The 25,470-nt window shown below is 55.8% G+C and carries 23 protein-coding genes and 1 other RNA gene; 18 read left to right on the top strand and 6 right to left on the bottom strand.

Going from position 1 to position 25,470, the window contains the following annotated elements; all coding sequences use genetic code 11:
• Positions 1 to 8 precede the first annotated feature (8 nt).
• The 8 genes from pheT (at position 9) to selO (ending at position 8,229) form a co-directional block, all read left to right on the top strand.
• The gene (gene pheT, locus ACVV26_RS12530; protein ID WP_474797338.1) at positions 9 to 2,396 is read left to right on the top strand and encodes a phenylalanine--tRNA ligase subunit beta; all 2,388 of its coding nucleotides are present in this window, start codon (positions 9 to 11) and stop codon (positions 2,394 to 2,396) included.
• 4 nt (positions 2,397 to 2,400) lie between these two features.
• Positions 2,401 to 2,700, top strand: coding sequence for an integration host factor subunit alpha (ihfA, locus tag ACVV26_RS12525; RefSeq protein ID WP_001229266.1), 300 nt, complete (start codon positions 2,401 to 2,403; stop codon positions 2,698 to 2,700).
• A gap of 101 nt (positions 2,701 to 2,801) precedes the next feature.
• A complete protein-coding gene (gene btuC, locus ACVV26_RS12520) occupies positions 2,802 to 3,779 on the top strand; it encodes a vitamin B12 ABC transporter permease BtuC (RefSeq protein WP_474797337.1) in 978 nt (325 codons plus the stop codon).
• A 30-nt stretch (positions 3,780 to 3,809) separates the two neighbouring features.
• Entirely contained in the window at positions 3,810 to 4,361 is a 552-nt protein-coding gene (locus ACVV26_RS12515; protein ID WP_474797335.1) for a glutathione peroxidase, read from the top strand.
• Positions 4,361 to 5,107, top strand: a complete 747-nt coding sequence (gene btuD / locus ACVV26_RS12510; RefSeq protein ID WP_474797334.1) for a vitamin B12 ABC transporter ATP-binding protein BtuD — start codon at positions 4,361 to 4,363, stop codon at positions 5,105 to 5,107. Before ACVV26_RS12515 ends, btuD begins: the two co-directional genes overlap by 1 nt.
• 83 nt (positions 5,108 to 5,190) lie before the next feature.
• The gene (locus tag ACVV26_RS12505) at positions 5,191 to 5,655 is read left to right on the top strand and encodes an NlpC/P60 family protein (RefSeq protein WP_474797333.1); all 465 of its coding nucleotides are present in this window, start codon (positions 5,191 to 5,193) and stop codon (positions 5,653 to 5,655) included.
• Between the two features lie 347 nt (positions 5,656 to 6,002).
• A complete protein-coding gene (locus ACVV26_RS12500; protein WP_474797332.1) occupies positions 6,003 to 6,722 on the top strand; it encodes an EAL domain-containing protein in 720 nt (239 codons plus the stop codon).
• 61 nt (positions 6,723 to 6,783) lie between these two features.
• Positions 6,784 to 8,229 (top strand): protein adenylyltransferase SelO, encoded by a 1,446-nt coding sequence (gene selO, locus ACVV26_RS12495; RefSeq protein ID WP_474797331.1) that lies wholly within the window; start codon positions 6,784 to 6,786, stop codon positions 8,227 to 8,229.
• Between the two features lie 82 nt (positions 8,230 to 8,311).
• On the opposite strand, the gene hemP is transcribed toward selO, so the two are convergent.
• The 3 genes from hemP to ppsR all read right to left on the bottom strand — a co-directional run bounded on the left by hemP (position 8,312) and on the right by ppsR (position 10,691).
• Complete coding sequence (hemP, locus tag ACVV26_RS12490) at positions 8,312 to 8,497, bottom strand: hemin uptake protein HemP (RefSeq protein WP_474801837.1); 186 nt, start codon at positions 8,495 to 8,497, stop codon at positions 8,312 to 8,314.
• Between the two features lie 159 nt (positions 8,498 to 8,656).
• The gene (locus ACVV26_RS12485; RefSeq protein WP_474797330.1) at positions 8,657 to 9,703 is read right to left on the bottom strand and encodes a 3-deoxy-7-phosphoheptulonate synthase; all 1,047 of its coding nucleotides are present in this window, start codon (positions 9,701 to 9,703) and stop codon (positions 8,657 to 8,659) included.
• Between the two features lie 154 nt (positions 9,704 to 9,857).
• Positions 9,858 to 10,691, bottom strand: a complete 834-nt coding sequence (gene ppsR, locus ACVV26_RS12480; RefSeq protein ID WP_312982455.1) for a posphoenolpyruvate synthetase regulatory kinase/phosphorylase PpsR — start codon at positions 10,689 to 10,691, stop codon at positions 9,858 to 9,860.
• Between the two features lie 337 nt (positions 10,692 to 11,028).
• On the opposite strand from ppsR, the gene ppsA reads away from it, so the two are divergent.
• On the top strand, positions 11,029 to 13,407 hold the full coding sequence (ppsA, locus tag ACVV26_RS12475; protein ID WP_474797329.1) for a phosphoenolpyruvate synthase: 2,379 nt from the start codon (positions 11,029 to 11,031) through the stop codon (positions 13,405 to 13,407).
• Positions 13,408 to 13,526: 119 nt separating this feature from the next.
• Here the strand turns inward: ppsA and rprA are convergent.
• Together rprA and ydiK are read right to left on the bottom strand one after the other, a co-directional pair.
• An RNA gene (gene rprA, locus ACVV26_RS12470) (antisense sRNA RprA) lies at positions 13,527 to 13,634 on the bottom strand.
• A gap of 185 nt (positions 13,635 to 13,819) precedes the next feature.
• The gene (gene ydiK, locus ACVV26_RS12465) at positions 13,820 to 14,935 is read right to left on the bottom strand and encodes an AI-2E family transporter YdiK (RefSeq protein ID WP_474797328.1); all 1,116 of its coding nucleotides are present in this window, start codon (positions 14,933 to 14,935) and stop codon (positions 13,820 to 13,822) included.
• 250 nt (positions 14,936 to 15,185) lie between these two features.
• Here ydiK and ydiJ point away from each other — a divergent pair, with 250 nt between their 5' ends.
• From ydiJ to ACVV26_RS12450, 3 genes are all read left to right on the top strand, one after another.
• A complete protein-coding gene (gene ydiJ, locus ACVV26_RS12460; RefSeq protein WP_474797327.1) occupies positions 15,186 to 18,242 on the top strand; it encodes a D-2-hydroxyglutarate dehydrogenase YdiJ in 3,057 nt (1,018 codons plus the stop codon).
• Positions 18,239 to 18,649 (top strand): 1,4-dihydroxy-2-naphthoyl-CoA hydrolase, encoded by a 411-nt coding sequence (gene menI, locus ACVV26_RS12455; RefSeq protein ID WP_125293468.1) that lies wholly within the window; start codon positions 18,239 to 18,241, stop codon positions 18,647 to 18,649. Before ydiJ ends, menI begins: the two co-directional genes overlap by 4 nt.
• A 261-nt stretch (positions 18,650 to 18,910) precedes the next feature.
• Positions 18,911 to 19,111: a hypothetical protein gene (locus ACVV26_RS12450; RefSeq protein ID WP_312982448.1), complete on the top strand. Its 201-nt coding sequence runs from the start codon at positions 18,911 to 18,913 to the stop codon at positions 19,109 to 19,111.
• Positions 19,112 to 19,186: 75 nt separating this feature from the next.
• Here the strand turns inward: ACVV26_RS12450 and ACVV26_RS12445 are convergent, their stop codons facing one another.
• A complete protein-coding gene (locus ACVV26_RS12445; RefSeq protein ID WP_474801836.1) occupies positions 19,187 to 19,321 on the bottom strand; it encodes a hypothetical protein in 135 nt (44 codons plus the stop codon).
• A 590-nt stretch (positions 19,322 to 19,911) separates the two neighbouring features.
• Here ACVV26_RS12445 and sufA point away from each other — a divergent pair.
• The 6 genes from sufA to sufE are packed head-to-tail and all read left to right on the top strand — an operon-like array spanning position 19,912 to position 25,434.
• Complete coding sequence (sufA, locus tag ACVV26_RS12440) at positions 19,912 to 20,289, top strand: Fe-S cluster assembly scaffold SufA (RefSeq protein ID WP_312982573.1); 378 nt, start codon at positions 19,912 to 19,914, stop codon at positions 20,287 to 20,289.
• A gap of 4 nt (positions 20,290 to 20,293) precedes the next feature.
• The gene (gene sufB / locus ACVV26_RS12435; protein ID WP_474797325.1) at positions 20,294 to 21,778 is read left to right on the top strand and encodes a Fe-S cluster assembly protein SufB; all 1,485 of its coding nucleotides are present in this window, start codon (positions 20,294 to 20,296) and stop codon (positions 21,776 to 21,778) included.
• Between the two features lie 16 nt (positions 21,779 to 21,794).
• Positions 21,795 to 22,541 (top strand): Fe-S cluster assembly ATPase SufC, encoded by a 747-nt coding sequence (sufC, locus tag ACVV26_RS12430; protein WP_474797324.1) that lies wholly within the window; start codon positions 21,795 to 21,797, stop codon positions 22,539 to 22,541.
• Positions 22,516 to 23,787, top strand: a complete 1,272-nt coding sequence (gene sufD, locus ACVV26_RS12425; protein ID WP_474797323.1) for a Fe-S cluster assembly protein SufD — start codon at positions 22,516 to 22,518, stop codon at positions 23,785 to 23,787. The genes sufC and sufD overlap by 26 nt, the downstream gene beginning before the upstream one ends.
• Complete coding sequence (gene sufS, locus ACVV26_RS12420; RefSeq protein WP_474797321.1) at positions 23,784 to 25,004, top strand: cysteine desulfurase SufS; 1,221 nt, start codon at positions 23,784 to 23,786, stop codon at positions 25,002 to 25,004. Before sufD ends, sufS begins: the two co-directional genes overlap by 4 nt.
• Positions 25,005 to 25,017: 13 nt before the next feature.
• The gene (gene sufE, locus ACVV26_RS12415) at positions 25,018 to 25,434 is read left to right on the top strand and encodes a cysteine desulfuration protein SufE (protein WP_144132268.1); all 417 of its coding nucleotides are present in this window, start codon (positions 25,018 to 25,020) and stop codon (positions 25,432 to 25,434) included.
• The last annotated feature ends 36 nt before the right edge of the window (positions 25,435 to 25,470 follow it).

Here is a 25,470-nt window from a genome sequence, read left to right as displayed (position 1 = left end):
ACTATCCAATGAAATTCAGTGAACTCTGGTTACGTGAATGGGTAAATCCCGCCATTGATAGCGACGCGCTGTCCGGGCAAATCACTATGGCTGGCCTCGAAGTTGACGGCGTAGAAGCGGTTGCTGGCGCATTTAACGGCGTAGTGGTGGGTGAAGTGGTGGAATGCGGCCAGCACCCTAACGCCGACAAACTGCGCGTGACGAAAGTCAACGTGGGCGGCGAGCGCCTGCTGGATATCGTCTGCGGCGCGCCAAACTGCCGTCAGGGCCTGAAAGTGGCCGTGGCAACCGTGGGCGCGGTGCTGCCGGGCGATTTCAAAATCAAAGCGGCAAAACTGCGCGGTGAACCGTCAGAAGGCATGCTGTGCTCGTTCTCCGAGCTGGGCATTTCCGACGATCACAGCGGCATTATCGAACTGCCTGCGGATGCGCCGATTGGCACCGATATCCGCGACTACCTGAAGCTTGACGATAACACCATTGAAATCAGCGTCACGCCTAACCGCGCCGACTGCCTGGGTATTATCGGCGTCGCCCGCGATGTGGCGGTGCTCAACAAAGCGCCGCTTAATGAACCGGAAATCGCGCCAGTCGCCGCAACCATCAACGATACGCTGCCGATTACCGTTGACGCGCCGCAGGCCTGCCCGCGCTACCTGGGCCGCGTGGTCAAAGGTATCAACGTTAAAGCGCCGACCCCGCTGTGGATGAAAGAGAAACTGCGCCGCTGCGGCATCCGTTCCATTGATGCGGTAGTGGACGTCACCAACTACGTGCTGCTCGAACTGGGCCAGCCGATGCATGCGTTTGATAAAGATCGCCTTGAAGGCGGCATCGTGGTGCGTATGGCGAAGCCGGGCGAAACCCTGGTACTGCTGGACGGCAGCGAAGCGACGCTCGATGAAGACACCGTAGTGATTGCCGATCATCACAAAGCGCTGGCGATGGGCGGCATCTTTGGCGGCGAGCACTCCGGCGTTAACGACGAAACCCAGAACGTGCTGCTGGAATGCGCATTCTTCAGCCCGCTGTCGATTACCGGCCGCGCGCGCCGTCACGGCTTGCACACCGATGCCTCCCACCGCTATGAGCGTGGCGTTGATCCTGCGTTACAACACAAAGCCATCGAGCGTGCAACCCGTCTGCTGATTGACATCTGCGGCGGCGAAGCGGGCCCGGTGATTGATGTCACCAATGCATCGCACCTGCCGGCCCGCGCCAGCATCACGCTGCGCCGCAGCAAGCTGGACCGCCTGATTGGTCATCACATCCCTGATGAGCAGGTAACCGATATCCTGCGCCGCCTGGGCTGCGATGTGACCGAAGGCGAAGGCCAGTGGCAGGCGGTTGCGCCGAGCTGGCGTTTCGATATGGAAATCGAAGAGGACCTGGTGGAAGAAGTGGCGCGTATTTACGGCTACGACAACATCCCTGACGAGCCGGTGCAGGCGGGTCTGGTGATGGGTCACCACCGTGAGGCCAACCTGTCTCTCAAGCGCGTAAAAACCCTGCTTAACGACAAAGGCTACCAGGAAGTGATCACCTACAGCTTTGTTGACCCGAAACTGCAACAGAGGGTGCATCCGGGCGAAGAAGCTCTGATCCTGCCGAACCCCATCGCCAGCGATATGTCGGCAATGCGCCTGTCGCTGTGGACCGGTCTGCTGGGCACCGTGGTGTACAACCAGAACCGCCAACAAAGCCGCGTACGTATCTTCGAAACCGGTCTGCGTTTTGTGCCGGATACCCAGGCTCCGCTGGGCATTCGTCAGGATGTGATGCTGGCGGGCGCGATCTGCGGCAACCGCGTGGAAGAGCACTGGGATCAGGCGAAAACCGGCGTCGATTTCTACGACATTAAAGGCGATCTGGAATCCGTTCTGGAACTTACCGGTAAACTTTCTGAAATTGAATTTAAAGCAGAAACCAACCCGGCGCTGCATCCTGGCCAAAGTGCTGCTATATATTTAAAGGGCGAACGCATTGGTTTCATTGGCGTTATTCACCCGGAACTGGAACGTAAGTTCGATCTCAATGGCCGTACGCTGGTGTTTGAGCTGCTGTGGGACAAGGTTTCTGACCGTGTCGTACCGCAAGCTCAGGAAATTTCACGCTTCCCGGCGAACCGCCGTGATATCGCGGTTGTGGTGGCAGAAAACGTTCCCGCAGCGGAAATTTTAGCCGAATGTAAGAAAGTTGGCGCAAATCAGATAGTTGGCGTAAACTTATTTGACGTGTACCGTGGCAAGGGTGTTGAACAGGGCTTTAAGAGCCTTGCCATCAGCCTGATCCTTCAGGATACCAGCCGTACACTCGAAGAAGAGGAGATTGCCGCTACCGTTGCCAGATGCGTAGAGGCACTAAAAGAGCGATTCCAGGCATCATTGAGGGATTGAACCTATGGCGCTTACTAAAGCTGAAATGTCAGAATATCTGTTTGATAAGCTTGGACTTAGCAAACGGGATGCCAAAGAACTGGTTGAACTGTTTTTCGAAGAGATCCGTCGTGCTCTGGAAAATGGCGAACAGGTTAAACTTTCCGGGTTCGGGAATTTCGATCTGCGCGATAAAAACCAGCGTCCCGGGCGTAACCCAAAAACTGGTGAGGATATTCCCATTACGGCTCGTCGTGTGGTGACCTTCAGACCCGGTCAAAAGCTGAAAAGCCGGGTTGAAAACGCCTCGCCGAAAGAAGAGTAATCTGACGTAATTAAAAAGGCCGCATTGCGCGGCCTTTTTTCTTTGCCTGCCCGTCAGGTCACCGTAGAATCAAACCTCTCTGTAAGCTATTCATTTCATTTATGCATTCATTGATACAGGCACAACGCCGACGGGAACGGACCTGGTTAACCACGCTGACGCTGCTGCTGCTGGCGGGGGCGCTGATAAGCCTGTGCGCAGGCGACATGTGGATCGGCCCCGGCGACTGGTTTTCACCAACGGGTCAACTGTTCGTGTGGCAAATTCGCCTGCCGCGCACCCTGGCGGTAATGGCGGTGGGCGGTTCACTGGCGCTGTGCGGCGCTATCCTTCAGGCATTGTTTGAAAACCCGCTGGCGGAACCGGGCCTGCTCGGCGTTTCGAATGGCGCGGGTGTCGGGCTTATCGCCGCGATTTTATTGGGGCAGGGCGTACTGCCGGGCTGGGCGCTAAGCCTGTGCGCTATCGCGGGCGCACTGTTGATCACGCTTATCCTGCTGCGCTTCGCCAGACGCCATCTGTCCAACAGCCGGTTGCTGCTGGCGGGCGTGGCGCTGGGCATCATCTGTAGCGCTCTGATGACATGGGCGGTTTATTTCAGTACCAGCCTCGATTTACGCCAGTTGATGTACTGGATGATGGGCGGTTTCGGCGGCGTTGACTGGCGTCAGGGCTGGCTGATGCTGGCGCTGATCCCGGTGATGGTATGGGTTTGCCGCCAGTCGCATCCGCTCAACGTGCTGGCGCTGGGGGAAATGTCTGCCCGGCAGTTGGGGCTGCCGGTCTGGCTGTGGCGCAACCTGCTGGTTCTCGCCACCGGTTGGCTGGTGGGGATCAGCGTCGCGCTGGCGGGGTCGATTGGTTTTATCGGTCTGGTTATCCCGCATGTGCTGCGGCTTTGCGGCCTGACGGATTACCGGGTGCTGTTGCCCGCCTGCATGGCTGCCGGGGCGGCGGTGCTGTTACTGGCGGACGTTATCGCGCGGCTGGCGCTGTCGTCGGCGGAGCTGCCCATCGGTGTCGTTACCGCTTCTCTCGGCGCGCCGGTATTTATCTGGCTATTATTAAAAGCCCGGTAAAAAACATCACACCATTATAATGAGGTTGCTATGCATAATGACATTTTGAACACTGACGTGATTACCATTGACGGCGTGAGCACCACTCTGGAACCCTGGCGCGGCAACGTGCTGTTGATCGTCAATGTGGCCTCTAAATGCGGCCTGACGCCGCAGTATGAGCAACTGGAGAACATTCACAAGGCCTGGCGCGATCGGGGCTTCTCGGTGCTCGGATTTCCCTGTAACCAGTTCCTCGGCCAGGAGCCCGGCAGCGAGGATGAGATCAAAACCTTCTGCAGCACCACTTACGGCGTGACTTTCCCGATGTTCAGTAAAATCGACGTTAACGGCGAAAACCGTCATCCGCTGTACCAGAAACTGATTGACGCCGCACCGACCGCTGTCGCGCCGGAAGCCAGCGGCTTTTATGAGCGCATGGCGAGCAAGGGCCGCGCGCCGCTATACCCGGACGATATCCTGTGGAATTTTGAAAAATTCCTTGTGGGGCGTGACGGCCAGGTCGTCCAGCGTTTCTCGCCGGATATGACGCCGGAAGATCCCATTGTGATGGAAGCGATTAAACTGGCGCTGGCGAAGTAATGACCGTACTGATGTCGCTGGAGGCGGTGCAGGAGCCGGGCAGAATCGGCCCGGTTACCGCTGAAATCCGCAAAGGGGAATGGTTGCACCTGGTCGGCCCGAACGGTGCCGGAAAAAGCACGCTGCTCGCCGGGCTGGCAGGGATGCGCCAGCCTGCCGGGGCCATCTCTTTTCTGGGAACGCCGCTAAACCAGTGGCAGGGCGAGGCGCTGGCGAGACACCGCGCCTGGCTTACCCAGCAGCAAACGCCGCCTTTCGCCATGCCGGTGTGGCACTATCTGGCGTTGCACCGTCACGGCGCGACCGACGACGCGTTGCTCAATGAGATCACCGATGCGCTGTGGCTGACCAGTAAGCTTACCCGGCCCGTCAACCAGCTCTCCGGCGGTGAATGGCAGCGCGTACGCCTGGCGGCCGTGATCTTGCAAATTCACCCGCGCACGAACCCGCACGGCGCGCTATTGCTGCTGGACGAACCCATGAACAGCCTGGACGTGGCACAGCAGGCGGCGCTGGATAAATTATTGCAGCAGCTGTGCGTGCAGGGCGTCAGCGTAGTCATGAGCAGCCACGACCTGAATCACACCCTGCGACGTGCCCATCGCGTCTGGTTGCTGCAAAATGGAAAAATGATTGCCCAGGGCGTGAGCGGCGATGTCATGACGCCTGGGCACCTTAATCGCGTTTATGGTATTGATTTCCGTCGCTTAGAGATTGACGGGCATACCATGCTGATCTGCCCCTGAGTTAGCGGAACGCGTCTTGCCACGGCTGGCGGCTCACGCTAAATTACCTTCCGGGAATAAAGGCTAGAGGATGTGCCTGAAAAATGCGGATGTGGATCATTGTAATCGCAACATTACTACTGGCGGGCTGTGGGCATCACCATGCACCGCCGCCAAACGCGCGGCTTTCGGATTCCATTACCGTGATTGCCGAACTTAACGATCAGCTCCGTACATGGCACGGCACCCCATACCGCTATGGCGGAATGAACCGCCACGGTGTGGATTGCTCCGCCTTTGTTTTACTCACCTTCCGTGATCGTTTTGCACTACGTTTACCCCGCCAAACCAGTGAACAGGCCGAAGTGGGCACCCGCATCGATAAAGACGAATTGTTGCCGGGGGATCTGGTGTTCTTTAAAACCGGCTCCGGTGAAAATGGCTTACATGTCGGCATCTATGATACAGACAATCAATTTATCCATGCTTCCACCAGCCAGGGCGTGATTAAATCATCGCTGGATAATGTGTACTGGAATAAGAAATTCTGGCAAGCCAGACGCATCTAGTCGTGAAGCAGGAAATAAGCATTAACGCTTATTTTATGGTTGTTAGCAGACAAATCAGATTAATCCATATCGCAAACGGATGAGTTTGCCGCCATCTATTATCAAGATACAAATATTGGTAGTTATAGTTATGTATACGCTGTAACGTTAAATTAAATATATTTACGCAACGTTAACTTTATTTTGATTACCAGGCTATCTTAGTTACACGGGTGCCTGAAAGTACACTGAATGCAACAACGAACACAGCCAACATGTTTCTTTTATTCGACTACGCGCAGGCGTATTCAGCATAACCCTGCGAGCGGAGGGATGCCGTTTAATACCCAGTTAATGGGACAGGTAAAATGATTATTTCACTCGATAAAGATTATCAGTCAACCCTGCTATTCCAGCCGATCAGGAAGGTCAACGGCGCGTTACTGGGGGTAGAGGTAATAGCCAACTTTTCATCGCGCGAGGGCGATATCCGTATTCCAACCGATCTGGTTATTCCTCGCATTAGTGACGATGAACAGTTAATACTATTTTATGAGAAACTCTCACTGCTGGAACAATTCCGCAGCCATTTTATAAACCATGGACTATGTGCATGGATAAATATAAATGACGTTCACGTCGCGGCTATTTTGAACAATGAAAAACTGGCGGTGAGACTGGCGCAGCTTCCTTTTCTTGAATTCACCATCAGTGAGAATTATCCCGCGTTAAATGAGGGGAAAGATAATCTCGCTTTACTGGCGTTTTCTCGCCGCTATGCTCTGGTACTGGCAAATTTTGGCGCAGGCGCGGCGACCACCCGTTCTATATTCGACCGCCTTTTCAAACGTATCATCATGGATAAGTTTTTTATTCATAAACGCATCGGCGAGCGATCGTTTGAGCCATTTATGAAAGCGATCGTCGATCAGGTATCGCCGTTTTGCCACACCATGATTATTGCCGGTATTGACACCGACAGTGCGCGCCAGAAAGCGATTGCGCTGCGCTTCCACGCCATGCAGGGCAATCTGTGGCCAGTGATGGAGCCTCAGGCACTGCTGTTTCTGTTGCGCAATCACCAATAACCCTCAGGTTAACCCGTGTTTAAACTTTTCATCAGGCACTACACTGGTAGCAGGAGGCCTGATGAAAAATCCAAAATTTATTACTACCTGGCGTGACGAGTTACCCGGTTTTTACAGCGAACTCTCACCGACGCCACTCACCAATGCGCGCCTGTTCTGGCATAACCCGCCGCTGGCGCAATCGCTGGAACTGCCCGACTCCCTGTTTGATTACCAGGACAGTGCGGGCGTGTGGGGCGGAGAAACCTTGCTGCCCGGCATGTCGCCACTGGCGCAGGTTTACAGCGGCCACCAGTTCGGCGTCTGGGCGGGGCAACTCGGCGACGGGCGCGGCATTTTGCTCGGCGAGCAGCAGCTTAGCGATGGGCAGCGGTTCGACTGGCATCTTAAAGGCGCGGGTCTGACGCCGTATTCCCGTATGGGCGATGGGCGGGCGGTGATCCGCTCCACGCTGCGAGAGTGCCTGGCCAGTGAAGCCATGCACTATCTCGGTATCCCCACCACCCGTGCATTAAGCATCGTCACCAGCGATACGCCGGTCTACCGGGAAACCACCGAACGCGGCGCTATGCTGATGCGCATCGCCGAAAGCCACGTGCGCTTTGGCCATTTCGAACATTTCTATTACCGCCGCGAGCCGGAACGGGTGCAGCAACTGGCGGAGTACGTGATACGCCACCATTTCCCGGAACTGGTTGACGAGCCTGACCGGTTGGCGCTGTTTCTCGAACAGGTAATAACTCGCACCGCGTCGCTGATTGCGCGCTGGCAGGCGGTAGGCTTTAGCCACGGCGTCATGAACACCGACAACATGTCGATCCTCGGCCTGACCATCGATTATGGTCCGTATGGCTTTATGGATGACTGGCAGCCGCGCTTTATCTGCAATCATTCCGATTACCAGGGGCGCTACGCCTTCGATAACCAACCGGCCGTTGGCCTGTGGAACCTGCAACGGCTTGCGCAAACTTTCGCGCCGTTCGTCAGCGCCGAACGGTTAAATGCGCTACTGGACAATTATCAGGAGGTACTACTGCGCGAGTACGGGGCGCTGATGCGCGCGAAACTGGGGCTGATGACCCAGCAGCGCGGTGATAATGAACTGTTGAACGCGCTACTGGATCTGATGCAGCGTGAAGGCAGCGATTTCACCCGCACCTTCCGCATGTTGGGTGACACTGAACAGCTTTCCGCCGCCTCGCCGTTGCGCGATGAATTTATCGATCGCGCCGCGTTTGATGGCTGGTTTGGCCGCTATCGTGAACGCCTGCAGCAGGAAGAGGTGGCCGATGATGTGCGTCAGGCAGCGATGAAAGCGGTCAACCCGGCGATTGTGTTGCGCAACTACTTAGCGCAGCGCGCAATCGACGCCGCAGAGCAGGGTGACGCCAGCGAAATGCAGCGCCTGAGTGACGCGCTGCGCCAGCCGTTCGCCGATCGCAATGACGAGTACAGCCGTCGCCCGCCAGACTGGGGGAAACGGCTGGAGGTGAGCTGTTCCAGCTGATCGCGGGTGCAGAAACACCTACAGCGCAGGGTATCTTCTTTTAGCACCTGCCTGGGATAACCTGAATGGCGTGCATTGAGTGTTATTTGGTCAGAAGGAGTTTTCCGGCCTGAGTTTGTCGCAACAGGTAGTGTTGGCCATCATGCACGATCACGATGCGCCCGTCCGATCCGAGCAGGGTTTTGCTGTCGATCTGACGTGGCGCAGTGGTGTTGTCAGCGGCGTTTTTCGGCGACTCGCCGAAGCCAGGGGCTTTATCAATCTGCATCATGCTGTTTAAAAATGACAAAAAAGATAACAATAAGAATTATTATCAGTAATCAGCGGCGGAGCGGCAAGGGCTATTTATGAGGAAATGGCGAACAAATCAAGTTGTTGCCGAAAATACGGGTTAAAAAATGCCCTCGGGCGAGGGCATTTAACGTCATCAGAAGCGGCTTTCCACCGCGTCGTTAAGCATCGCCAGCAGGGTTTCAGTGTCGTCCCAGCCCAGGCACGGGTCGGTAATGGACTGGCCGTAAACCAGCGGCTTACCGGTTGTTATCGGCTGGTTGCCTTCCTCGATAAAACTTTCCACCATCACGCCAGCGATGGCGCGTGAACCACCGCGGATTTGAGCACAAATCTCTTCACAGACGTCCAGTTGGCGGCGGTGCTGCTTCTGGCAGTTGCCGTGGCTGAAGTCCACCACCAGATGCTCCGGCAGGTCGAACTGGCGCAGCGCGTCGCAGGCGGCATTCAGATCGTCGGCGTGATAGTTAGGCTGTTTCCCGCCGCGCATAATGATATGACCATAAGGGTTGCCGCTGGTCTGGTAGATGGTCATCTGGCCGTGTTTATCCGGCGACAGGAACATATGGCTGGCGCGGGCAGCGCGAATGGCATCCACCGCGATGCGGGTATTGCCGTCGGTGCCGTTCTTGAAACCGACCGGGCAGGAGAGCGCCGAGGCCATTTCACGATGGATCTGGCTTTCGGTAGTGCGTGCGCCAATTGCGCCCCAACTGATCACATCGGCAATAAACTGGCCGATCACCATATCAAGAAACTCGGTAGCGGTAGGGACGCCCAGCTCGTTCACGCGCAGCAACAGGCGGCGCGCCTGCTCAATACCGTGATTAACGCGATAGCTGCCGTTGAGATCGGGGTCAGAAATCAGGCCCTTCCAGCCCACTACGGTGCGCGGCTTTTCAAAATAAGTCCGCATCACGATTTCCAGCCGCGAGTGGTACTTTTCACGCAGCTCCTGCAATCGCGCCGCGTAATCCATGGCGGCATCAACATCATGAATTGAGCAGGGGCCGATAATCACCAGCAGGCGCTTATCATCGCCATTTAAAATTTTCTCAATGCGACGGCGTGAGGCAGTAACGTGTTCAGCGACGCCGACAGAAACAGGGTAGCGCTGAGCGAGTTCGGCTGGCGTCACCAGCGAATCGATCCGCGCCGTGCGGAGTTCGTCAGTTTTATTCATGGGTGTCTCAAAATTTTGTGCTTCAACGGCTTCAGTACCGGGAAGTGATGGGCATCACAATAAACCAATCCTGATTGATTTCAAGATAAGCGGCTGCGATGGGCCACAATGCGCGACACCCTAACACAGAAAAACGCGTAATTGTACTAGTAAATTAGTACATGCGGCGATTGAGCCCCATGATATCCAACAGTTTTGTCGCCAGCTCTTCCACGGAATAGTTAGTACTGTTGAGATACGGGATCTGATGCTTACGGTACAACGCTTCCACTTCCGCGACCTCCATTCGGCACTGGCGCATCGAGGCGTAGCGGCTATTTTCGCGGCGCTCCTCGCGAATGGCGGCCAGGCGTTCCGGGTTAATCGTCAGGCCAAACAGCTTGTGCTGGAGCGGCTTTAACGCCACGGGAAGATTCAGGTTATCCATATCGTCGGCAATAAAGGGGTAGTTGGCGGCGCGGATGCCGAACTGCATCGCCAGATAAAGGCTGGTTGGGGTTTTACCGCAGCGTGATACGCCCAGCAGAATCACCTGCGCCTGATCGAGGTTGCGCATCGAAATGCCGTCGTCATGGGCGAGGGTGTAATCAATTGCCGCGATACGCGCATCGTATTTATTCAGGTTAGCGGCGTTGAGCCCGTGGGTACGGTGGGCGATCGGCGTCGGATCAAGCTTCATTTCCTGCTGCAATGGGGCCACCAGCGCCTGGACAATATCCTGGCAGAAGCCTTCGCTTTGCAAAATAATGGCGCGAATATCCGGCATCACAATCGAATAAAACACCAGCGGACGCACGCCGGTTTGCTGATATATCGCGTCGATCTGCTCTTTCACCGCTTTAGCACGGCTTTCATTTTCGACGAACGGCAGGGTGATGCTGTTAATGGACACCGGGAACTGCGACATCACCGCATGGCCCAGCACTTCGGCGGTAATTGCCGTTCCGTCTGAAATATAAAAAACGTGGCGATCGACACTGCTGTCCATAAATAACGTCCTGATGAAATTGGGAATATCCTTAAAGGATAATTTAAATCTCGCCATTCAGACATAGCGATCCTCTCATTTTTTAAAAATGAAATGGTGTTTTTATTTATTATGAAAAGCGGATTTCATTTTACGATATTTCCTTTTAAACCATGGGTATATTAATGACCTGTTTCTAATCAATAAGTTAGATTTTTGAGCGTTTGCACATTGCGTTGAACATTTTTTATTTTGCTTGAACGATTCACCGTTTTTCCCAACCAGCTAAATATGCCAGGCTTAATGCGTCGTCAGATATTTATTTACCCCTATCAAATATCACAAAAGGATTGTTTCGATGTCCAACAATGGCTCGTCACCGCTAGTGCTTTGGTATAACCAACTCGGCATGAATGATGTAGACAGAGTTGGGGGCAAAAATGCCTCCCTGGGTGAAATGATTACCAACCTGTCCGGCGTGGGTGTTTCCGTGCCAAACGGGTTTGCTACTACCGCTGATGCGTTTAATCAGTTCCTCGACCAAAGCGGCGTCAATCAGCGCATTTATGAGCTGCTGGATAAAACCGACATCGATGATGTATCCGAACTGGCCAAAGCCGGCGCGCAGATCCGTCAATGGGTGATTGATACCCCATTCCAGCCTGAACTTGAGCAGGCAATTTGTGATGCTTATAACCAGCTTTCCGCGGATGACGCCGACGCGTCTTTCGCCGTGCGCTCCTCCGCCACGGCAGAAGACATGCCGGACGCGTCGTTTGCCGGTCAGCAGGAAACCTTCCTGAACGTACAGGGCATTGATGCGGTGATGGTGGCGGTGAAGCATGTTTTCGCCTCGCTGTTTAACGACCGTGCCATTTCCTATCGCGTGCACCAGGGTTACGACCATCGCGGCGTGGCGCTCTCGGCGGGGGTTCAGCGCATGGTGCGTTCCGACCTGGCCGCGTCAGGCGTGTTGTTCTCCATCGACACCGAATCTGGCTTTGACCAGGTGGTGTTTATCACCGGGGCCTGGGGCCTTGGTGAAATGGTGGTGCAGGGTGCGGTGAACCCGGATGAATTCTATGTTCACAAACCGACCCTGGAAGCGGGCCGCCCGGCGATTGTACGCCGCACGATGGGCTCGAAAAAAATCCGCATGACCTATGCCGCGACCCAGGAGCATGGCAAGCAGGTACAAATTGAAGACGTGCCGCAGGAGCAGCGCGACCGTTTCTGTATCACTAATGACGAGGTGCAGGAGCTGGCGAAGCAGGCAGTGCTGATTGAGAAACACTATGGCCGTCCGATGGATATCGAATGGGCCAAAGATGGCCATACCGGCAAGCTGTTTATCGTCCAGGCGCGCCCGGAGACCGTGCGTTCCCGTGGTCAGGTGATGGAGCGGTATACCCTGAACGCCCACGGCAACATCATTGCTGAAGGCCGCGCTATCGGCCACCGTATCGGTTCTGGCGCAGTGAAAGTGATCCACGACATCAGCGAGATGAACCGCATCCAGCCGGGTGACGTGCTGGTCACTGATATGACCGACCCGGACTGGGAACCGATCATGAAAAAGGCGGCGGCCATTGTAACCAACCGTGGCGGGCGCACCTGCCACGCGGCGATTATCGCCCGTGAACTGGGCATCCCGGCGGTTGTTGGCTGCGGCGATGCTACCGAGCGCATGAAAGACGATCAGAACGTGACCGTCTCCTGTGCCGAAGGGGATACCGGCTACGTCTACGCCGAGCTGCTCGACTTCAGCGTGAAGAGTTCCAGCGTCGACACCATGCCGGATCTGCCGCTGAAAGTGATGATGAACGTTGGCAACCCGGACCGCGCGTTTGACTTCGCCTGCCTTCCAAACGAAGGTGTCGGCCTGGCGCGTCTCGAATTTATCATCAACCGCATGATCGGCGTGCACCCGCGCGCGCTGCTGGAGTTTGACCAGCAGGAGCCTGCGCTGCAAAAAGAGATCAAGGAGATGATGAAGGGTTACGATTCGCCGGTAGAGTTTTACATCGGTCGTTTGACCGAAGGCATCGCGACGCTGGGCGCAGCATTCTACCCGAAACGCGTGATCGTGCGGATGTCCGACTTTAAATCCAATGAATACGCCAACCTGGTGGGCGGCGAGCGTTATGAGCCGCATGAAGAGAACCCGATGCTCGGCTTCCGCGGTGCCGGACGCTATGTCTCCGACAGCTTCCGCGACTGCTTCGCGCTGGAATGTGAAGCCGTTAAGCGCGTGCGTAACGAGATGGGTCTGACCAACGTGGAAGTGATGGTGCCGTTCGTGCGTACCGTTGACCAGGCTAAAGCGGTGGTGGAAGAACTGGAACATCAGGGACTGAAGCGTGGCGAGAACGGGCTGAAAGTCATCATGATGTGCGAGATCCCGTCCAACGCCCTGCTGGCGGAGCAGTTCCTCGAGTACTTCGACGGCTTCTCCATCGGCTCAAACGATATGACTCAGTTGGCGCTCGGGCTGGACCGCGATTCCGGCGTGGTATCCGAACTGTTCGACGAGCGTAACGAGGCGGTGAAAGCGCTGCTGTCTATGGCGATCCGCGCCGCGAAGAAACAGGGCAAATACGTGGGTATTTGCGGTCAGGGCCCGTCTGACCATGAAGACTTTGCCGCCTGGCTGATGGAAGAGGGCATCGACAGCCTGTCCCTGAATCCGGATACGGTGGTGCAGACCTGGCTCAGCCTGGCTGAACTGCGTAAATAACCCCCGGAAAATCTTACAGGCGGCTGATTCAGCCGCCTTTTTTGTCTCTGCGTTTTACTGCCGTCTGGGTTTTCTGTTGAAATCCTTAATTAATTACCCCCCGAATACTCAAATTTTACGCAAAAAAAAGCCCTTCGTGGGAGAAGGGCAAAGACTACACACAGCAATTCATTGTTTCACTCAGGGGATTTCCATGCTTATAAATCAACGCGTTGATTCATAACCGTGATTTGATTGTAGGTAGACCCACTTCCAGCGTCGATCAGATTCGTCCCAATCGTTAACCAAAGGTAAATTATTTGCGACACAGAATGTTAAGCGGCATCAGGGCCAAAGGCATTTATCAGTAAAAACGCAGCGGGAAATGATTAGATTTACTAAAGTATCGGGCGAATGGCTTCGCCCGACAGGGTTATTTATCAAGAGGGTCGGTTTGCTGTTCCAGCGAATTTATCGCTTCGCGGGTAGACTGCTGCGGCGTGGGCGCTTCCTGAACCCAGACCGAGAACAGCCGCCAGGAAACCGCCAGCAGCACCGGGCCGATAAACAGGCCGATCATGCCGAACGCGATAAGCCCGCCAATCACGCCGGAGAGAATCAAAATCATCGGCAAGTCTGCGCCCATGCGAATCAACATCGGGCGGATCACGTTATCCATCAGCCCCACCACGCAACTCCACACCAGCAGCACCGTGCCCCAGGTGGTATCGCCGGTCCAGTAGAGCCAGATAATCGATGGGATCAGCACCACCAACGGCCCCAACTGCACCAGGCAACTCAGCACCATCACCACCGTTAATACGGCGGCGTAGGGCACACCGGTGATCGCCAGACCTATCCCGCCTAACACCGCCTGCACCAGCGCCGTGACCACGACGCCCAGCGCCACCGCGCGGATTGCCTGGCCCGCCAGCAGCACCGCCGCATCGCCGCGTTTTGCCGCCAGCCGAATCGCAAAGTGGCGAATGCCATACGCCACCTGTTCACCGCGCCAGTACAGCAGGGCGCTGAACAGCAGCATGAGCGCGCAGTGCATCACCAGCCGCCCGACGTGCGCCGCCTGGCCGATAAACCAGGTGGTGGTACTGCCGATATAAGGCCGTACCTTCGCCATGATGGCGCTACCGCCGCTCTCCAGCAGATTGTGCCAGCCGGCATACAGCTTTGTACCGATCAGGGGAATGCTGTTCAGCCAGTTAAGTTCCGGCATTCCGGTCTGGCCTTTGGATACCCAGTCAACCAGCGGACCGCTGTTGTCCACCAGGCTGTTGACCAGCAATGCGATGGGAATAACAAACAGCAGGATCAGCAGCAGGGTCATCACCAGCACTGCCAGCGAGCGGCGGCCCCAAAGAATACGCTGGAGACGAATCAACACCGGCCAGGTGGCGATCACCACCGTTCCTGCCCAGGCGAAGCCCAGAATAAACGGCTGAACAATCCACAGGCAGGCAATAATCATGACCGACAAAAACAGCACGGACAGCAGCGTTTGCGGCACGTCCATGGGTTGACGAGAATTAATCATATCGACCTTCACAATGTGATGCGCCAAACCGACGGCGCGAAAAGTTGCATTCATTTGATGCTGATAAATGATGAGTGATTTCAGGCGGTTTTACGAGCCTAAAACCGCCGTTAAATCTCGTGGGCGAGTCCGAAAAAGTGTGATACAAACGTGGTGTCATCACGCAAACGATAACTTCCAATGATGACAACGAGGCTTGATTTAGCAGGCTCGCAACTCACAACTTCTCGATCTGGCAGGTTTAAGGCTAATGATCCCACAAATTTCTCAGGCGCCAGGGCTGGTTCAGCTGGTCGTCAACTTTTTGCAGGCACTGGAGCAACACGGGTTTACCGGCGATACCGCCACAAGCTACGCCGATCGGTTAACGATGGCGACTGACAACAGTATTTACCAGCTTTTGCCCGATGCGGTGATCTTCCCGCGATCGACGGCGGATGTGGCGCTGATTGCCCGGCTGGCGGATGAAGCGCGTTTTGCGTCGCTGGTGTTTACCCCGCGCGGCGGCGGCACCGGTACCAACGGCCAGGCGCTGAATAGCGGCATCATCGTTGATATGTCGCGCTATATGAACCGCATCATGGAGATTAACCCGGAAGAAGGCTGGGTGCGGGTGGAAGCGGGCGTCATTAAAGACCAGCTTAACCAGTACCTCAAACCCTACGGCTATTTCTTCGCACCGGAACTCTCCACCAGTAACCGTGCCACTCTGGGCGGCATGATCAATACCGATGCCTCCGGCCAGGGGTCGCTGGTGTACGGTAAAACGTCCGATCACGTTTTAGGCGTGCGCGCGGTGCTGCTGGGCGGCGACATTCTCGACACCCATGAGATGTCCTCTACCCTGGCGGAAGAGATGGGCCGCGAGCCGGGGCCCATTGGCCGCATCTATAAAACCGTGGTGGAGCGCTGCCGCGAACAGCGCCCGCTGATCCTGGCCAAATTCCCGAAACTCAACCGCTTCCTGACCGGCTATGACCTGAAAAACGTCTATAGTGATGATATGAGCCGCTTCAACCTGACGCGCATTCTCACCGGTTCAGAAGGCACCCTGGCGTTTATTACCGAGGCGCGGTTAGATATCACGCCGTTGCCCAAAGTGCGCCAGCTGGTAAACGTCAAATATGACTCGTTCGACTCCGCGCTGCGTAACGCGCCGTTTATGGTGCAGGCCCAGGCGCTGTCGGTAGAAACTGTCGACTCCAAAGTGCTTAACCTGGCGCGGGAAGATATCGTCTGGCATTCGGTGAAAGAGCTGATCACCGATGTGCCCGATAAGGATCTGCTGGGTCTGAACATTGTTGAATTCGCCGGGGACGATGAAGCCCTTATCGAAAGCCAGGTGGCAGGGCTGTGCGCGCGTCTGGATGAACTGATGGCGCGCGGAGAGGGCGGGGTGATTGGCTGGCAGGTGTGCGCCGATTTAGTAGGCGTAGAGCGAATCTACGCGATGCGTAAAAAAGCGGTAGGGCTGCTGGGTAACGCAAAGGGGGTGGCAAAGCCGATCCCGTTTGCCGAAGACACCTGCGTGCCGCCGGAAAACCTGGCAGATTACATTGTTGAATTTCGCGCCTTGCTGGACAGCCACGGTCTGAGCTACGGCATGTTCGGGCATGTGGACGCGGGCGTGCTGCACGTGCGCCCGGCGCTGGACATGTGTGACCCGCACCAGGAAGTGCTGATGAAACGCATCTCCGACGAGGTGGTGGCGCTGACCGCGAAATACGGCGGCCTGCTGTGGGGTGAGCACGGGAAAGGCTTCCGCGCCGAGTACAGCCCGGCATTTTTCGGCGACGAGCTTTATCACGAACTGCGCGTCATCAAAGCGGTCTTTGACCCGAACAACCGCCTTAATCCGGGCAAAATCTGCCCGCCTGCGGGCATGGATGCCCCCATGAAAAAGGTCGATGACGTCAAGCGCGGCACCTTCGACCGGCAAATTCCCATCGCGGTACGCAGCGCCTGGCGCGGGGCGATGGAGTGCAACGGCAACGGCCTGTGCTTTAACTTCGACGTGAAAAGTCCGATGTGCCCGTCGATGAAAATCACCAGCAACCGCATCCACTCCCCGAAAGGGCGCGCCACGCTGGTGCGTGAATGGTTGCGGCTGCTGGAAGATCGCGGCGTTGACCCGATCAAGCTGGAAAAAAGCCTGCCGGAAAAACGCGCCAGCCTGCGTACCCTGATTGAGCGCACCCGTAACACCTGGCATGCGCAGAAAGGCGAGTATGACTTTTCACATGAAGTGAAAGAGGCGATGTCCGGCTGCCTGGCCTGTAAAGCCTGTTCAACCCAGTGCCCGATTAAAATCGATGTGCCGGAGTTCCGCTCGCGCTTTTTACAGTTGTACCACACCCGCTATCTGCGCCCGGTGCGCGACCATTTTGTGGCAACCGTGGAAAGCTACGCGCCGCTGATGGCCCGCGCGCCGAAAGTCTTTAACTTCTTTATGAGCCAGCCGTGGGTGAAAGATCTGTCGGCGAAGCATATCGGCATGGTCGATTTGCCGCTGCTTTCCACGCCGACGCTGCAACAGCAGTTGGTGGGCCATCGCAGCGCCAACATGACGCTGGAAGATCTCGAAAGGCTGAGCGTTGCCGAGCGCGACCGTACCGTACTGGTGGTGCAGGACCCGTTCACCAGCTACTACGACGCGCAGGTGGTGGCGGATTTTGTCCGGCTGATTGAGAAGCTGGGCTTTAATCCAGTGGTGCTGCCGTTCTCGCCTAACGGCAAGGCGCAGCATATTAAAGGCTTCCTGGATCGCTTCGCCCGTACCGCGCGCAAAACATCCGAATTTCTTAACCGCGTAGCGCAACTGGGCATGCCGATGGTGGGCGTCGATCCGGCGCTGGTGCTGTGCTACCGCGACGAATACCGCCAGGCAATCGGCGAAGAACGCGGCGATTTCAACGTGCTGCTGGTGCATGAATGGCTGCTGCGGGTGTTTGAAAATAACGTGGCGAAGCCGGTGGTCGGGGAATCCTGGTATCTGTTCGGCCACTGTACCGAAGTCACCGCACTGCCCGGCGCGACCGGGCAGTGGGCAGCGCTGTTCGCCCATCTCGGCGCGAAGCTGGAAAACGTCAGCGTCGGTTGTTGCGGCATGGCGGGCACCTACGGCCACGAAATTAACAACCACGCCAACTCGCTGGGGATTTACGAGCTGTCGTGGCATCAGGCGATGCAGCGCCTGCCGCGCAATCGCTGCCTGGCGACCGGGTACTCGTGCCGCAGCCAGGTGAAGCGCATCGAAGGCAACGGCGTGCGTCACCCTTTACAGGCAATGCTGGAGATACTGGGATGATCTGGAAACGCAGCGCGACGCTGGAGGCCCTGAACGCGATGGGGCACGACAATATGGTGGGGCTGTTGGATATTACCTTCAGCCATATCGGCGACGATTCGCTGGAAGCCACCATGCCGGTGGACAGCCGCACCCGCCAGCCGTTTGGGCTGCTGCACGGCGGCGCATCGGTGGTACTGGCGGAAACTCTCGGCTCGGTGGCAGGGTATCTGTGCACCGAAGGCGAACAGCGGGTGGTGGGGCTGGAAGTCAACGCCAACCATCTGCGTTCCGCCCGGGCGGGCATCGTGCGCGGCGTTTGCCGCGCGGTACACGTTGGCCGCCGCCATCAGGTGTGGCAAATCGATATTTTCGATGAACAGAACAAACTCTGCTGTACCTCCCGTCTGACCACGTCGGTGGTGTAAAACCCCTGTTCGGGTCAATAAACTGGCCCGAATAGAGACAAATCCGATCCCGCTCCGCTCGCCGGAATGCCGCGCCATGCCTATACTTCAGTCGCAGCACGTACTGCTTATCCTGCGGAGCCGGCCATGAAATGCCTCGTTTTAAGCATGATTAAAGAACCACCGAAAGATCCCGATAAATGGTTTGATCTGGAAGGAAGACGAACCAGAGAAAACAGGAAATAGCGAACAGTAGCGCCTTGTCGATTAGCCGGAGGTAATATGTCTGAGCGACCTGATTATGATCCGATTCCATCTGACAGACCGATTACAGATGACCCTGAACGTTTGCCGCCTGATGATTACGATCCGTTAGACCCGGATATTCCTGATATTGAAGATCCCGATCGGCTTCCGGAAGATGACATCGACCCCGATGTCCCGGATATAGACGATCCAGACAGGCCCGTCAGGCCATTGTAAGGTGAGAAAAAGCGTTAGCGGCGAGCAGTAACGCCAGGCAGGCCGGGTAGCGAACGCTACCCGGTTGAGGCTTAATTAGTTGTGAGCTGCGAACCCATTTCTGAACTGATTAAGGTAAAAATCATACCGTTTCTGGAACCAGATTTTGCTTTCGTGCTCCATCAAGCCAGTAATATTATCCAGATTCACATCCCTGCCGCGTAATTGCATCCCGGCGAAACTAAATGCAAGAAAATCAAAGTTTTGTTCAGACATTACGCTACTTTCACTCACAAACTGCATCTATTGCACCTCTACGACAATGTTTAAAAGGTTTTACGTTGACCGGAGATAAGTATTAGCGATATTCCAGGAAAATGTGAAAAATATTTTCATCAGTAAAATCAATAAGCTATAAATTTTATTCCTCAGAGTGAAGCGTAGCGGTAATAATTATTCTCTTATGAGTGAAAATGTACATAATTACACAGGTCTCATACTTTTGCCTGAGTGACGGACCACCGGAAAGCTGTCTCTCTGCGCCTGATAAGCTCTTACCTAATCAAATAAATAGGTATTACCTATACATCTTTTCCTTCTTCCACGACATACCTGTTCTGACTAACAAAATACCTTTTATTTCAACTAACTAAACCGCACGCTTCGCCATCTGCAACTCTTCTGTGAGGGTCTATCCTTAGTAAAGACGCCCAAAAAAGCAGCATTCCACCAATACCCATGTTGCCAGAATGTTGTATTGAGAATTGTTATCACTAACATAGGGCTATCGGCCTGTGGGCTTTGAATCAATGAGGTGAATGATGGATGTGCAAACTGATAACTTCGATCCGAAAGATTTCGCCTGGCAGGGGCTGACGCTGACGCCTGCGGCGGCGGAACACGTTCGCAAGCTGACGTCGGCGCAAGAAGGCATGTCAGGCATACGCCTCGGCATCAAACAAACCGGCTGCGCGGGCTTTGGCTATGTGCTGGATACCGTGAAAGAGCCACGCCAGGACGATCTGCTGTTTGAGCAGGACGGGGCGCGGCTGTACGTGCCGCTGTCGGCAATGCCGTTTATCGATGGCACGGAAGTCGATTATGTACGTGAAGGATTAAACCAACTGTTCAAATTCAATAACCCGAAAGCCCAGAACGAATGTGGCTGTGGCGAAAGCTTTGGGGTCCAGGCGGAATAACTCTATGTCTCGTAATACTGAAGCAACTGACGATGTCAAAACCTGGACCGGGCACCTCAACTATAAAGAGGGCTTTTTTACCCGGTTACAGACCGATGAGCTGGCGAAAGGCATCAACGAAGAGGTGGTGCGGGCGATTTCTGCGCGCCGTAATGAACCTGACTGGATGCTGGAATTCCGTCTCAACGCGTATCACGCGTGGCTGGAGATGGAGGAGCCGCACTGGCTGAAAGCCCACTACGATAAGCTGAACTATCAGGATTACAGCTATTACTCTGCGCCGTCCTGCGGCAACTGTGATGATAGCTGTGAATCCCAACCGGGCGCGGTGCAGCAGACCGGCAGCAACAGCTATTTAACCGATGAAGTGGAAAAAGCCTTCGAGCAGCTCGGTGTGCCGGTGCGTGAAGGTAAAGAGGTGGCGGTAGACGCCATTTTTGACTCGGTGTCGGTTGCCACGACCTATCGTGAAAAGCTGGCCGACCAGGGAATTATCTTTTGTTCCTTCGGTGAGGCCATTCATGAGTTCCCCGAGCTGGTTCGCCAGTACCTGGGCACCGTAGTGCCGTCTAACGATAATTTCTTCGCGGCGCTCAACGCGGCGGTGGCGTCTGATGGGACTTTTATCTACATCCCGAAAGGGGTGCGCTGCCCGATGGAGCTGTCGACCTATTTCCGCATCAACGCGGAAAAAACCGGCCAGTTCGAACGCACCATTCTGATTGCCGATGAAGGCAGCTACGTCAGTTATATCGAAGGCTGCTCCGCCCCGGTACGCGACAGCTACCAGTTGCATGCGGCGGTGGTGGAAGTGATCATCCATAAAGACGCTGAAGTGAAATATTCCACGGTGCAGAACTGGTTCCCTGGCGATAACAACACCGGCGGGATTTTGAACTTCGTCACCAAGCGCGCGCTGTGTGAGGGCGAGAACAGCAAGATGTCCTGGACCCAGTCCGAGACCGGCTCCGCCATTACCTGGAAATACCCGAGCTGCATTCTGCGCGGTGATAACTCCATCGGCGAATTCTTCTCGGTGGCGCTGACCAGCGGGCATCAGCAGGCCGATACCGGCACCAAGATGATCCACATCGGCAAAAACACCAAATCGACAATTATCTCGAAAGGGATTTCAGCGGGGCACAGCCAGAACAGTTATCGCGGGCTGGTAAAAATCATGCCGACCGCCACCAACGCGCGTAACTTTACCCAGTGCGACTCGATGCTGATCGGCCCGGACTGCGGGGCGCATACTTTCCCGTACGTGGAGTGCCGCAATAACTCGGCGCAGCTGGAGCATGAAGCCACCACCTCGCGCATCGGCGAAGACCAACTGTTCTACTGCCTGCAACGCGGCATCAGCGAAGATGACGCCATTTCGATGATCGTCAATGGCTTCTGTAAGGATGTGTTTTCCGAACTGCCGCTGGAGTTCGCGGTGGAAGCCCAAAAATTATTAGCCATCAGCCTTGAGCACAGTGTCGGTTAAGCCATAAGGATACGAAATGTTAAGTATTAAAGATCTCGAAGTCAGCGTTGAAGATAAGCAGATCCTGCATGGTTTATCGCTCGAGGTACGTCCGGGAGAAGTGCATGCCATCATGGGGCCGAACGGTTCCGGTAAAAGTACCCTATCGGCGACCCTGGCCGGGCGCGAGGATTATGAGGTGACCGGCGGCGAGGTGCATTACAAAGGCAAGGACCTGCTGGAATTAGACCCGGAAGATCGCGCCGGGGAAGGCATTTTTATGGCGTTTCAGTACCCGGTTGAGATCCCCGGCGTCAGTAATCAGTTTTTCCTGCAAACGGCCCTGAATGCGGTACGTAAATATCGCGGCCAGGAAGAGCTTGACCGCTTCGACTTCCAGGATTTGATGGAAGAAAAAATCAAGCTGCTGAAGATGCCGGAAGATTTGCTGACCCGTTCGGTTAACGTCGGTTTCTCCGGTGGTGAGAAAAAACGTAATGACATCCTGCAAATGGCGGTACTGGAGCCGGATCTGTGCATTCTGGATGAATCTGACTCCGGGCTGGATATCGACGCCCTGAAGATTGTGGCGGACGGCGTCAATGCCCTGCGCGACGGCAAACGCTCGTTTATTATCGTTACCCACTACCAGCGCATCCTTGATTACATCAAGCCCGACTATGTGCACGTGCTTTATCAGGGGCGCATCGTGAAATCCGGCGATTTTACCCTGGTGAAACAACTGGAGGAGCAAGGCTATGGCTGGCTTACCGAACAGCGCTAACGCACTGCAACAATGGCACCGCCTGTTTGAAGAGCAGGGCCAAACGCGGTCTCCCCAGGCGCAAGAGCACCTGCAACAGCTGCTGCGCGAAGGCTTGCCGGGCCGTAAACATGAGAACTGGAAATACACCCCGCTTAATGGCCTGCTGGAGCGCAATTTTGTTGCCCCGGCCCGCCAGCCAGTGGAGGCTGCACATGTTGAGCATCTGGCGCTGCCTGTGGAAGCGTTCAGGCTGGTGTTTATCGATGGCGAATATGACGCATCGCTCAGCGATGACCTGAGCAACAGCGGATTCGAGATAACCATCAACGACCAGCGCGACAGCCTGCCGCCTGCCGTTCAGCCGGAAGTGTTTTTGCATCTCACTGAAAGCCTGGCGCAGTCTGTGACCCATATTCGCGTCAAGCGCAACCAGCAGCCGGATAAACCGCTGCTGTTAATGCACCTGAGCAGCGGGCGTGATGGCGATGAAATCAGTACTGCCCACTACCGTCACCATCTGGTGCTGGAAAGCGGGGCGCAGGCCACAGTGTATGAGCACTACGTCAGCCTCGACGCGCTGCGCCATTTCACCGGTTCGCGTCTGACCATCGAAGGCGGGGCCAATAGCCAACTGCATCACTATAAGCTGGCGTTTGAAAACCCGGTATGCCATCACTTCGCCCATAACGATCTGCTGCTTGAGCAGGATGCATCGGTGCTGAGCAGCAGTTTCCTGCTGGGCGGCGCGGTGCTGCGCCACAACACCAGTACCCAGCTCAACGGCGAAAATATTACTCTGCGGCTCAACAGCCTGGCGCTACCGGTGAATAACGAAGTATGCGACAGCCGCACCTGGCTTGAGCATAACAAGGGCTACTGCAACAGCCGCCAGTTGCATAAAGTCATTGCCCGCGATCGCGGTAAAGCGGTGTTTAACGGGCTGATTAAAGTGGCGAAACATGCGCTGAAGACTGACGGACAGATGACCAACAACAACCTGTTGTTGGGGCGTTTGTCAGAAGTAGATACCAAGCCGCAGCTGGAGATTTACGCCGACGACGTCAAATGCAGCCACGGTGCCACGGTAGGGCGCATTGACGACGAGCAGATGTTCTATCTGCGTTCGCGGGGGATCGACCAGCTATCGGCTCAGAAGATGATTATTTACGCCTTTGCCGCCGAGCTGACCGAGTCGGTAACCGATGCGGCGTTAAAACAGCAGGTGCTGGCCCGAATTGAGGCGCGCCTGGGAGGTGAGGCATGAGTTATAACGTTGAACAGGTCCGCGCCGACTTTCCGGTGCTGACCCGCGAAGTCAACGGGCAACCGCTGGCCTATCTCGACAGCGCCGCCAGCGCCCAGAAACCCAACGCGGTGATCGATGCGCAGTCGGAACTCTATCGCCACGGCTACGCGGCGGTGCATCGCGGCATCCATACCCTAAGTGCTGAAGCCACCGAGCGGATGGAAAACGTGCGCAGCCAGGTGGCGCGCTTTATTGGTGCAAAATCCCCGGAAGAGATCGTGTTTGTACGCGGCACCACTGAGGGCATCAACCTGGTGGCGAACAGCTGGGGCATGAGCGCGGTATCCGCCGGGGATAACATCATTATCTCCACTATGGAGCACCACGCTAATATCGTGCCGTGGCAGATGCTGTGTAAACGCACCGGTGCCGAACTGCGGGTGATCCCGCTTAATCAGGACGGTACGCTCAAGCTTGAACTGCTGCCGGGGCTTATCGACAGCAATACCAAATTGCTGGCGATCGCCCAGGTTTCCAACGTGCTGGGCACCGAAAACCCGGTGGCTGAAATGATTAAGCTGGCGCACCAGTCGGGCGTTAAAGTGCTGATTGACGGTGCTCAGGCGGTAATGCACCACACTATTGACGTGACGGCGCTGGACTGCGATTTCTATGTGTTTTCCGGGCATAAGCTCTATGGCCCGACGGGCATTGGCGTGCTGTACGTCAAAGACGAGATTTTGCAGGCGATGCCGCCGTGGGAAGGCGGCGGGGCGATGATTGCTACCGTCAGCCTGACCGAAGGCACCACATGGACGGCGGCCCCGTGGCGTTTCGAAGCCGGTACACCCAACACCGCCGGGATCATCGGCCTGGGCGCGGCCATCCAGTATGTTGAGCAAATTGGCCTGGATAACATTGGCGAGTATGAGCAGACGCTGATGCGCTATGCCCTAAACGAACTCGCTAAGGTGCCGGACTTAACCCTGTATGGTCCCGCGTCGCGCCTCGGGGTGATTGCCTTTAACCTGGGTAAACATCACGCCTATGACGTCGGCAGCTTTCTGGATAACTACGGCATCGCGGTACGCACCGGTCACCATTGCGCCATGCCGCTGATGAATTTTTACGGCGTACCGGCGATGTGCCGCGCGTCGCTGGCGATGTACAACACTGAAGAAGAGGTCGACAGGCTGGTGGCGGGTTTGATTCGTATCCACCGTCTGTTGGGCTAACAGGGAGATTCTGATGGCAACCTTGCCGGAACGCGAAAAACTGCTGCGCAACTTCAATCGCTGCGCCAACTGGGAAGAGAAGTATCTCTATATCATTGAGCTGGGGCAGCGGCTGCCGGCCCTGAGTGATGAGGCCCATCGCGCGGAAAACAAAATCCAGGGCTGCCAAAGCCAGGTGTGGATTGTGCTTAACCAGCGTGACGATGGTGTGATTGAATTACAGGGCGATAGCGACGCCGCCATCGTCAAAGGGCTGATCGCCGTTGTGTTCGCGCTGTATCAGCAGATGACCGCCCAGGACATTGTTGCCTTCGACGTGCGCCCCTGGTTTGAACAAATGGCATTGACCCAACACCTCACCCCGTCCCGCTCGCAAGGTCTTGAAGCGATGATCCGCGCAATTCGCGCCAGGGCCGCAGAACTTAGCTAAACTCAAAGAGATTGCTTTCATCCTGTTATGCGAGGC

This window comes from Atlantibacter sp. MEI4A-1023 (assembly GCF_056155425.1).
Note: the sequence above shows the minus strand (reverse complement) of the source record. Positions and strands in the feature narration are given on the sequence as shown.

Bases quoted from the DNA above. Each gene is read 5' to 3' on its own strand.
- pheT (WP_474797338.1), top strand. From the start codon at position 9: ATGAAATTCAGTGAACTCTGGTTACGTGAATGGGTAAATCCCGCCATT.
- ihfA (WP_001229266.1), top strand. From the start codon at position 2,401: ATGGCGCTTACTAAAGCTGAAATGTCAGAATATCTGTTTGATAAGCTT.
- btuC (WP_474797337.1), top strand. From the start codon at position 2,802: ATGCATTCATTGATACAGGCACAACGCCGACGGGAACGGACCTGGTTA.
- ACVV26_RS12515 (WP_474797335.1), top strand. From the start codon at position 3,810: ATGCATAATGACATTTTGAACACTGACGTGATTACCATTGACGGCGTG.
- btuD (WP_474797334.1), top strand. From the start codon at position 4,361: ATGACCGTACTGATGTCGCTGGAGGCGGTGCAGGAGCCGGGCAGAATC.
- ACVV26_RS12505 (WP_474797333.1), top strand. From the start codon at position 5,191: ATGCGGATGTGGATCATTGTAATCGCAACATTACTACTGGCGGGCTGT.
- ACVV26_RS12500 (WP_474797332.1), top strand. From the start codon at position 6,003: ATGATTATTTCACTCGATAAAGATTATCAGTCAACCCTGCTATTCCAG.
- selO (WP_474797331.1), top strand. From the start codon at position 6,784: ATGAAAAATCCAAAATTTATTACTACCTGGCGTGACGAGTTACCCGGT.
- hemP (WP_474801837.1), bottom strand. From the start codon at position 8,497: ATGCAGATTGATAAAGCCCCTGGCTTCGGCGAGTCGCCGAAAAACGCC.
- ACVV26_RS12485 (WP_474797330.1), bottom strand. From the start codon at position 9,703: ATGAATAAAACTGACGAACTCCGCACGGCGCGGATCGATTCGCTGGTG.
- ppsR (WP_312982455.1), bottom strand. From the start codon at position 10,691: ATGGACAGCAGTGTCGATCGCCACGTTTTTTATATTTCAGACGGAACG.
- ppsA (WP_474797329.1), top strand. From the start codon at position 11,029: ATGTCCAACAATGGCTCGTCACCGCTAGTGCTTTGGTATAACCAACTC.
- ydiK (WP_474797328.1), bottom strand. From the start codon at position 14,935: ATGATTAATTCTCGTCAACCCATGGACGTGCCGCAAACGCTGCTGTCC.
- ydiJ (WP_474797327.1), top strand. From the start codon at position 15,186: ATGATCCCACAAATTTCTCAGGCGCCAGGGCTGGTTCAGCTGGTCGTC.
- menI (WP_125293468.1), top strand. From the start codon at position 18,239: ATGATCTGGAAACGCAGCGCGACGCTGGAGGCCCTGAACGCGATGGGG.
- ACVV26_RS12450 (WP_312982448.1), top strand. From the start codon at position 18,911: ATGTCTGAGCGACCTGATTATGATCCGATTCCATCTGACAGACCGATT.
- ACVV26_RS12445 (WP_474801836.1), bottom strand. From the start codon at position 19,321: ATGCAATTACGCGGCAGGGATGTGAATCTGGATAATATTACTGGCTTG.
- sufA (WP_312982573.1), top strand. From the start codon at position 19,912: ATGGATGTGCAAACTGATAACTTCGATCCGAAAGATTTCGCCTGGCAG.
- sufB (WP_474797325.1), top strand. From the start codon at position 20,294: ATGTCTCGTAATACTGAAGCAACTGACGATGTCAAAACCTGGACCGGG.
- sufC (WP_474797324.1), top strand. From the start codon at position 21,795: ATGTTAAGTATTAAAGATCTCGAAGTCAGCGTTGAAGATAAGCAGATC.
- sufD (WP_474797323.1), top strand. From the start codon at position 22,516: ATGGCTGGCTTACCGAACAGCGCTAACGCACTGCAACAATGGCACCGC.
- sufS (WP_474797321.1), top strand. From the start codon at position 23,784: ATGAGTTATAACGTTGAACAGGTCCGCGCCGACTTTCCGGTGCTGACC.
- sufE (WP_144132268.1), top strand. From the start codon at position 25,018: ATGGCAACCTTGCCGGAACGCGAAAAACTGCTGCGCAACTTCAATCGC.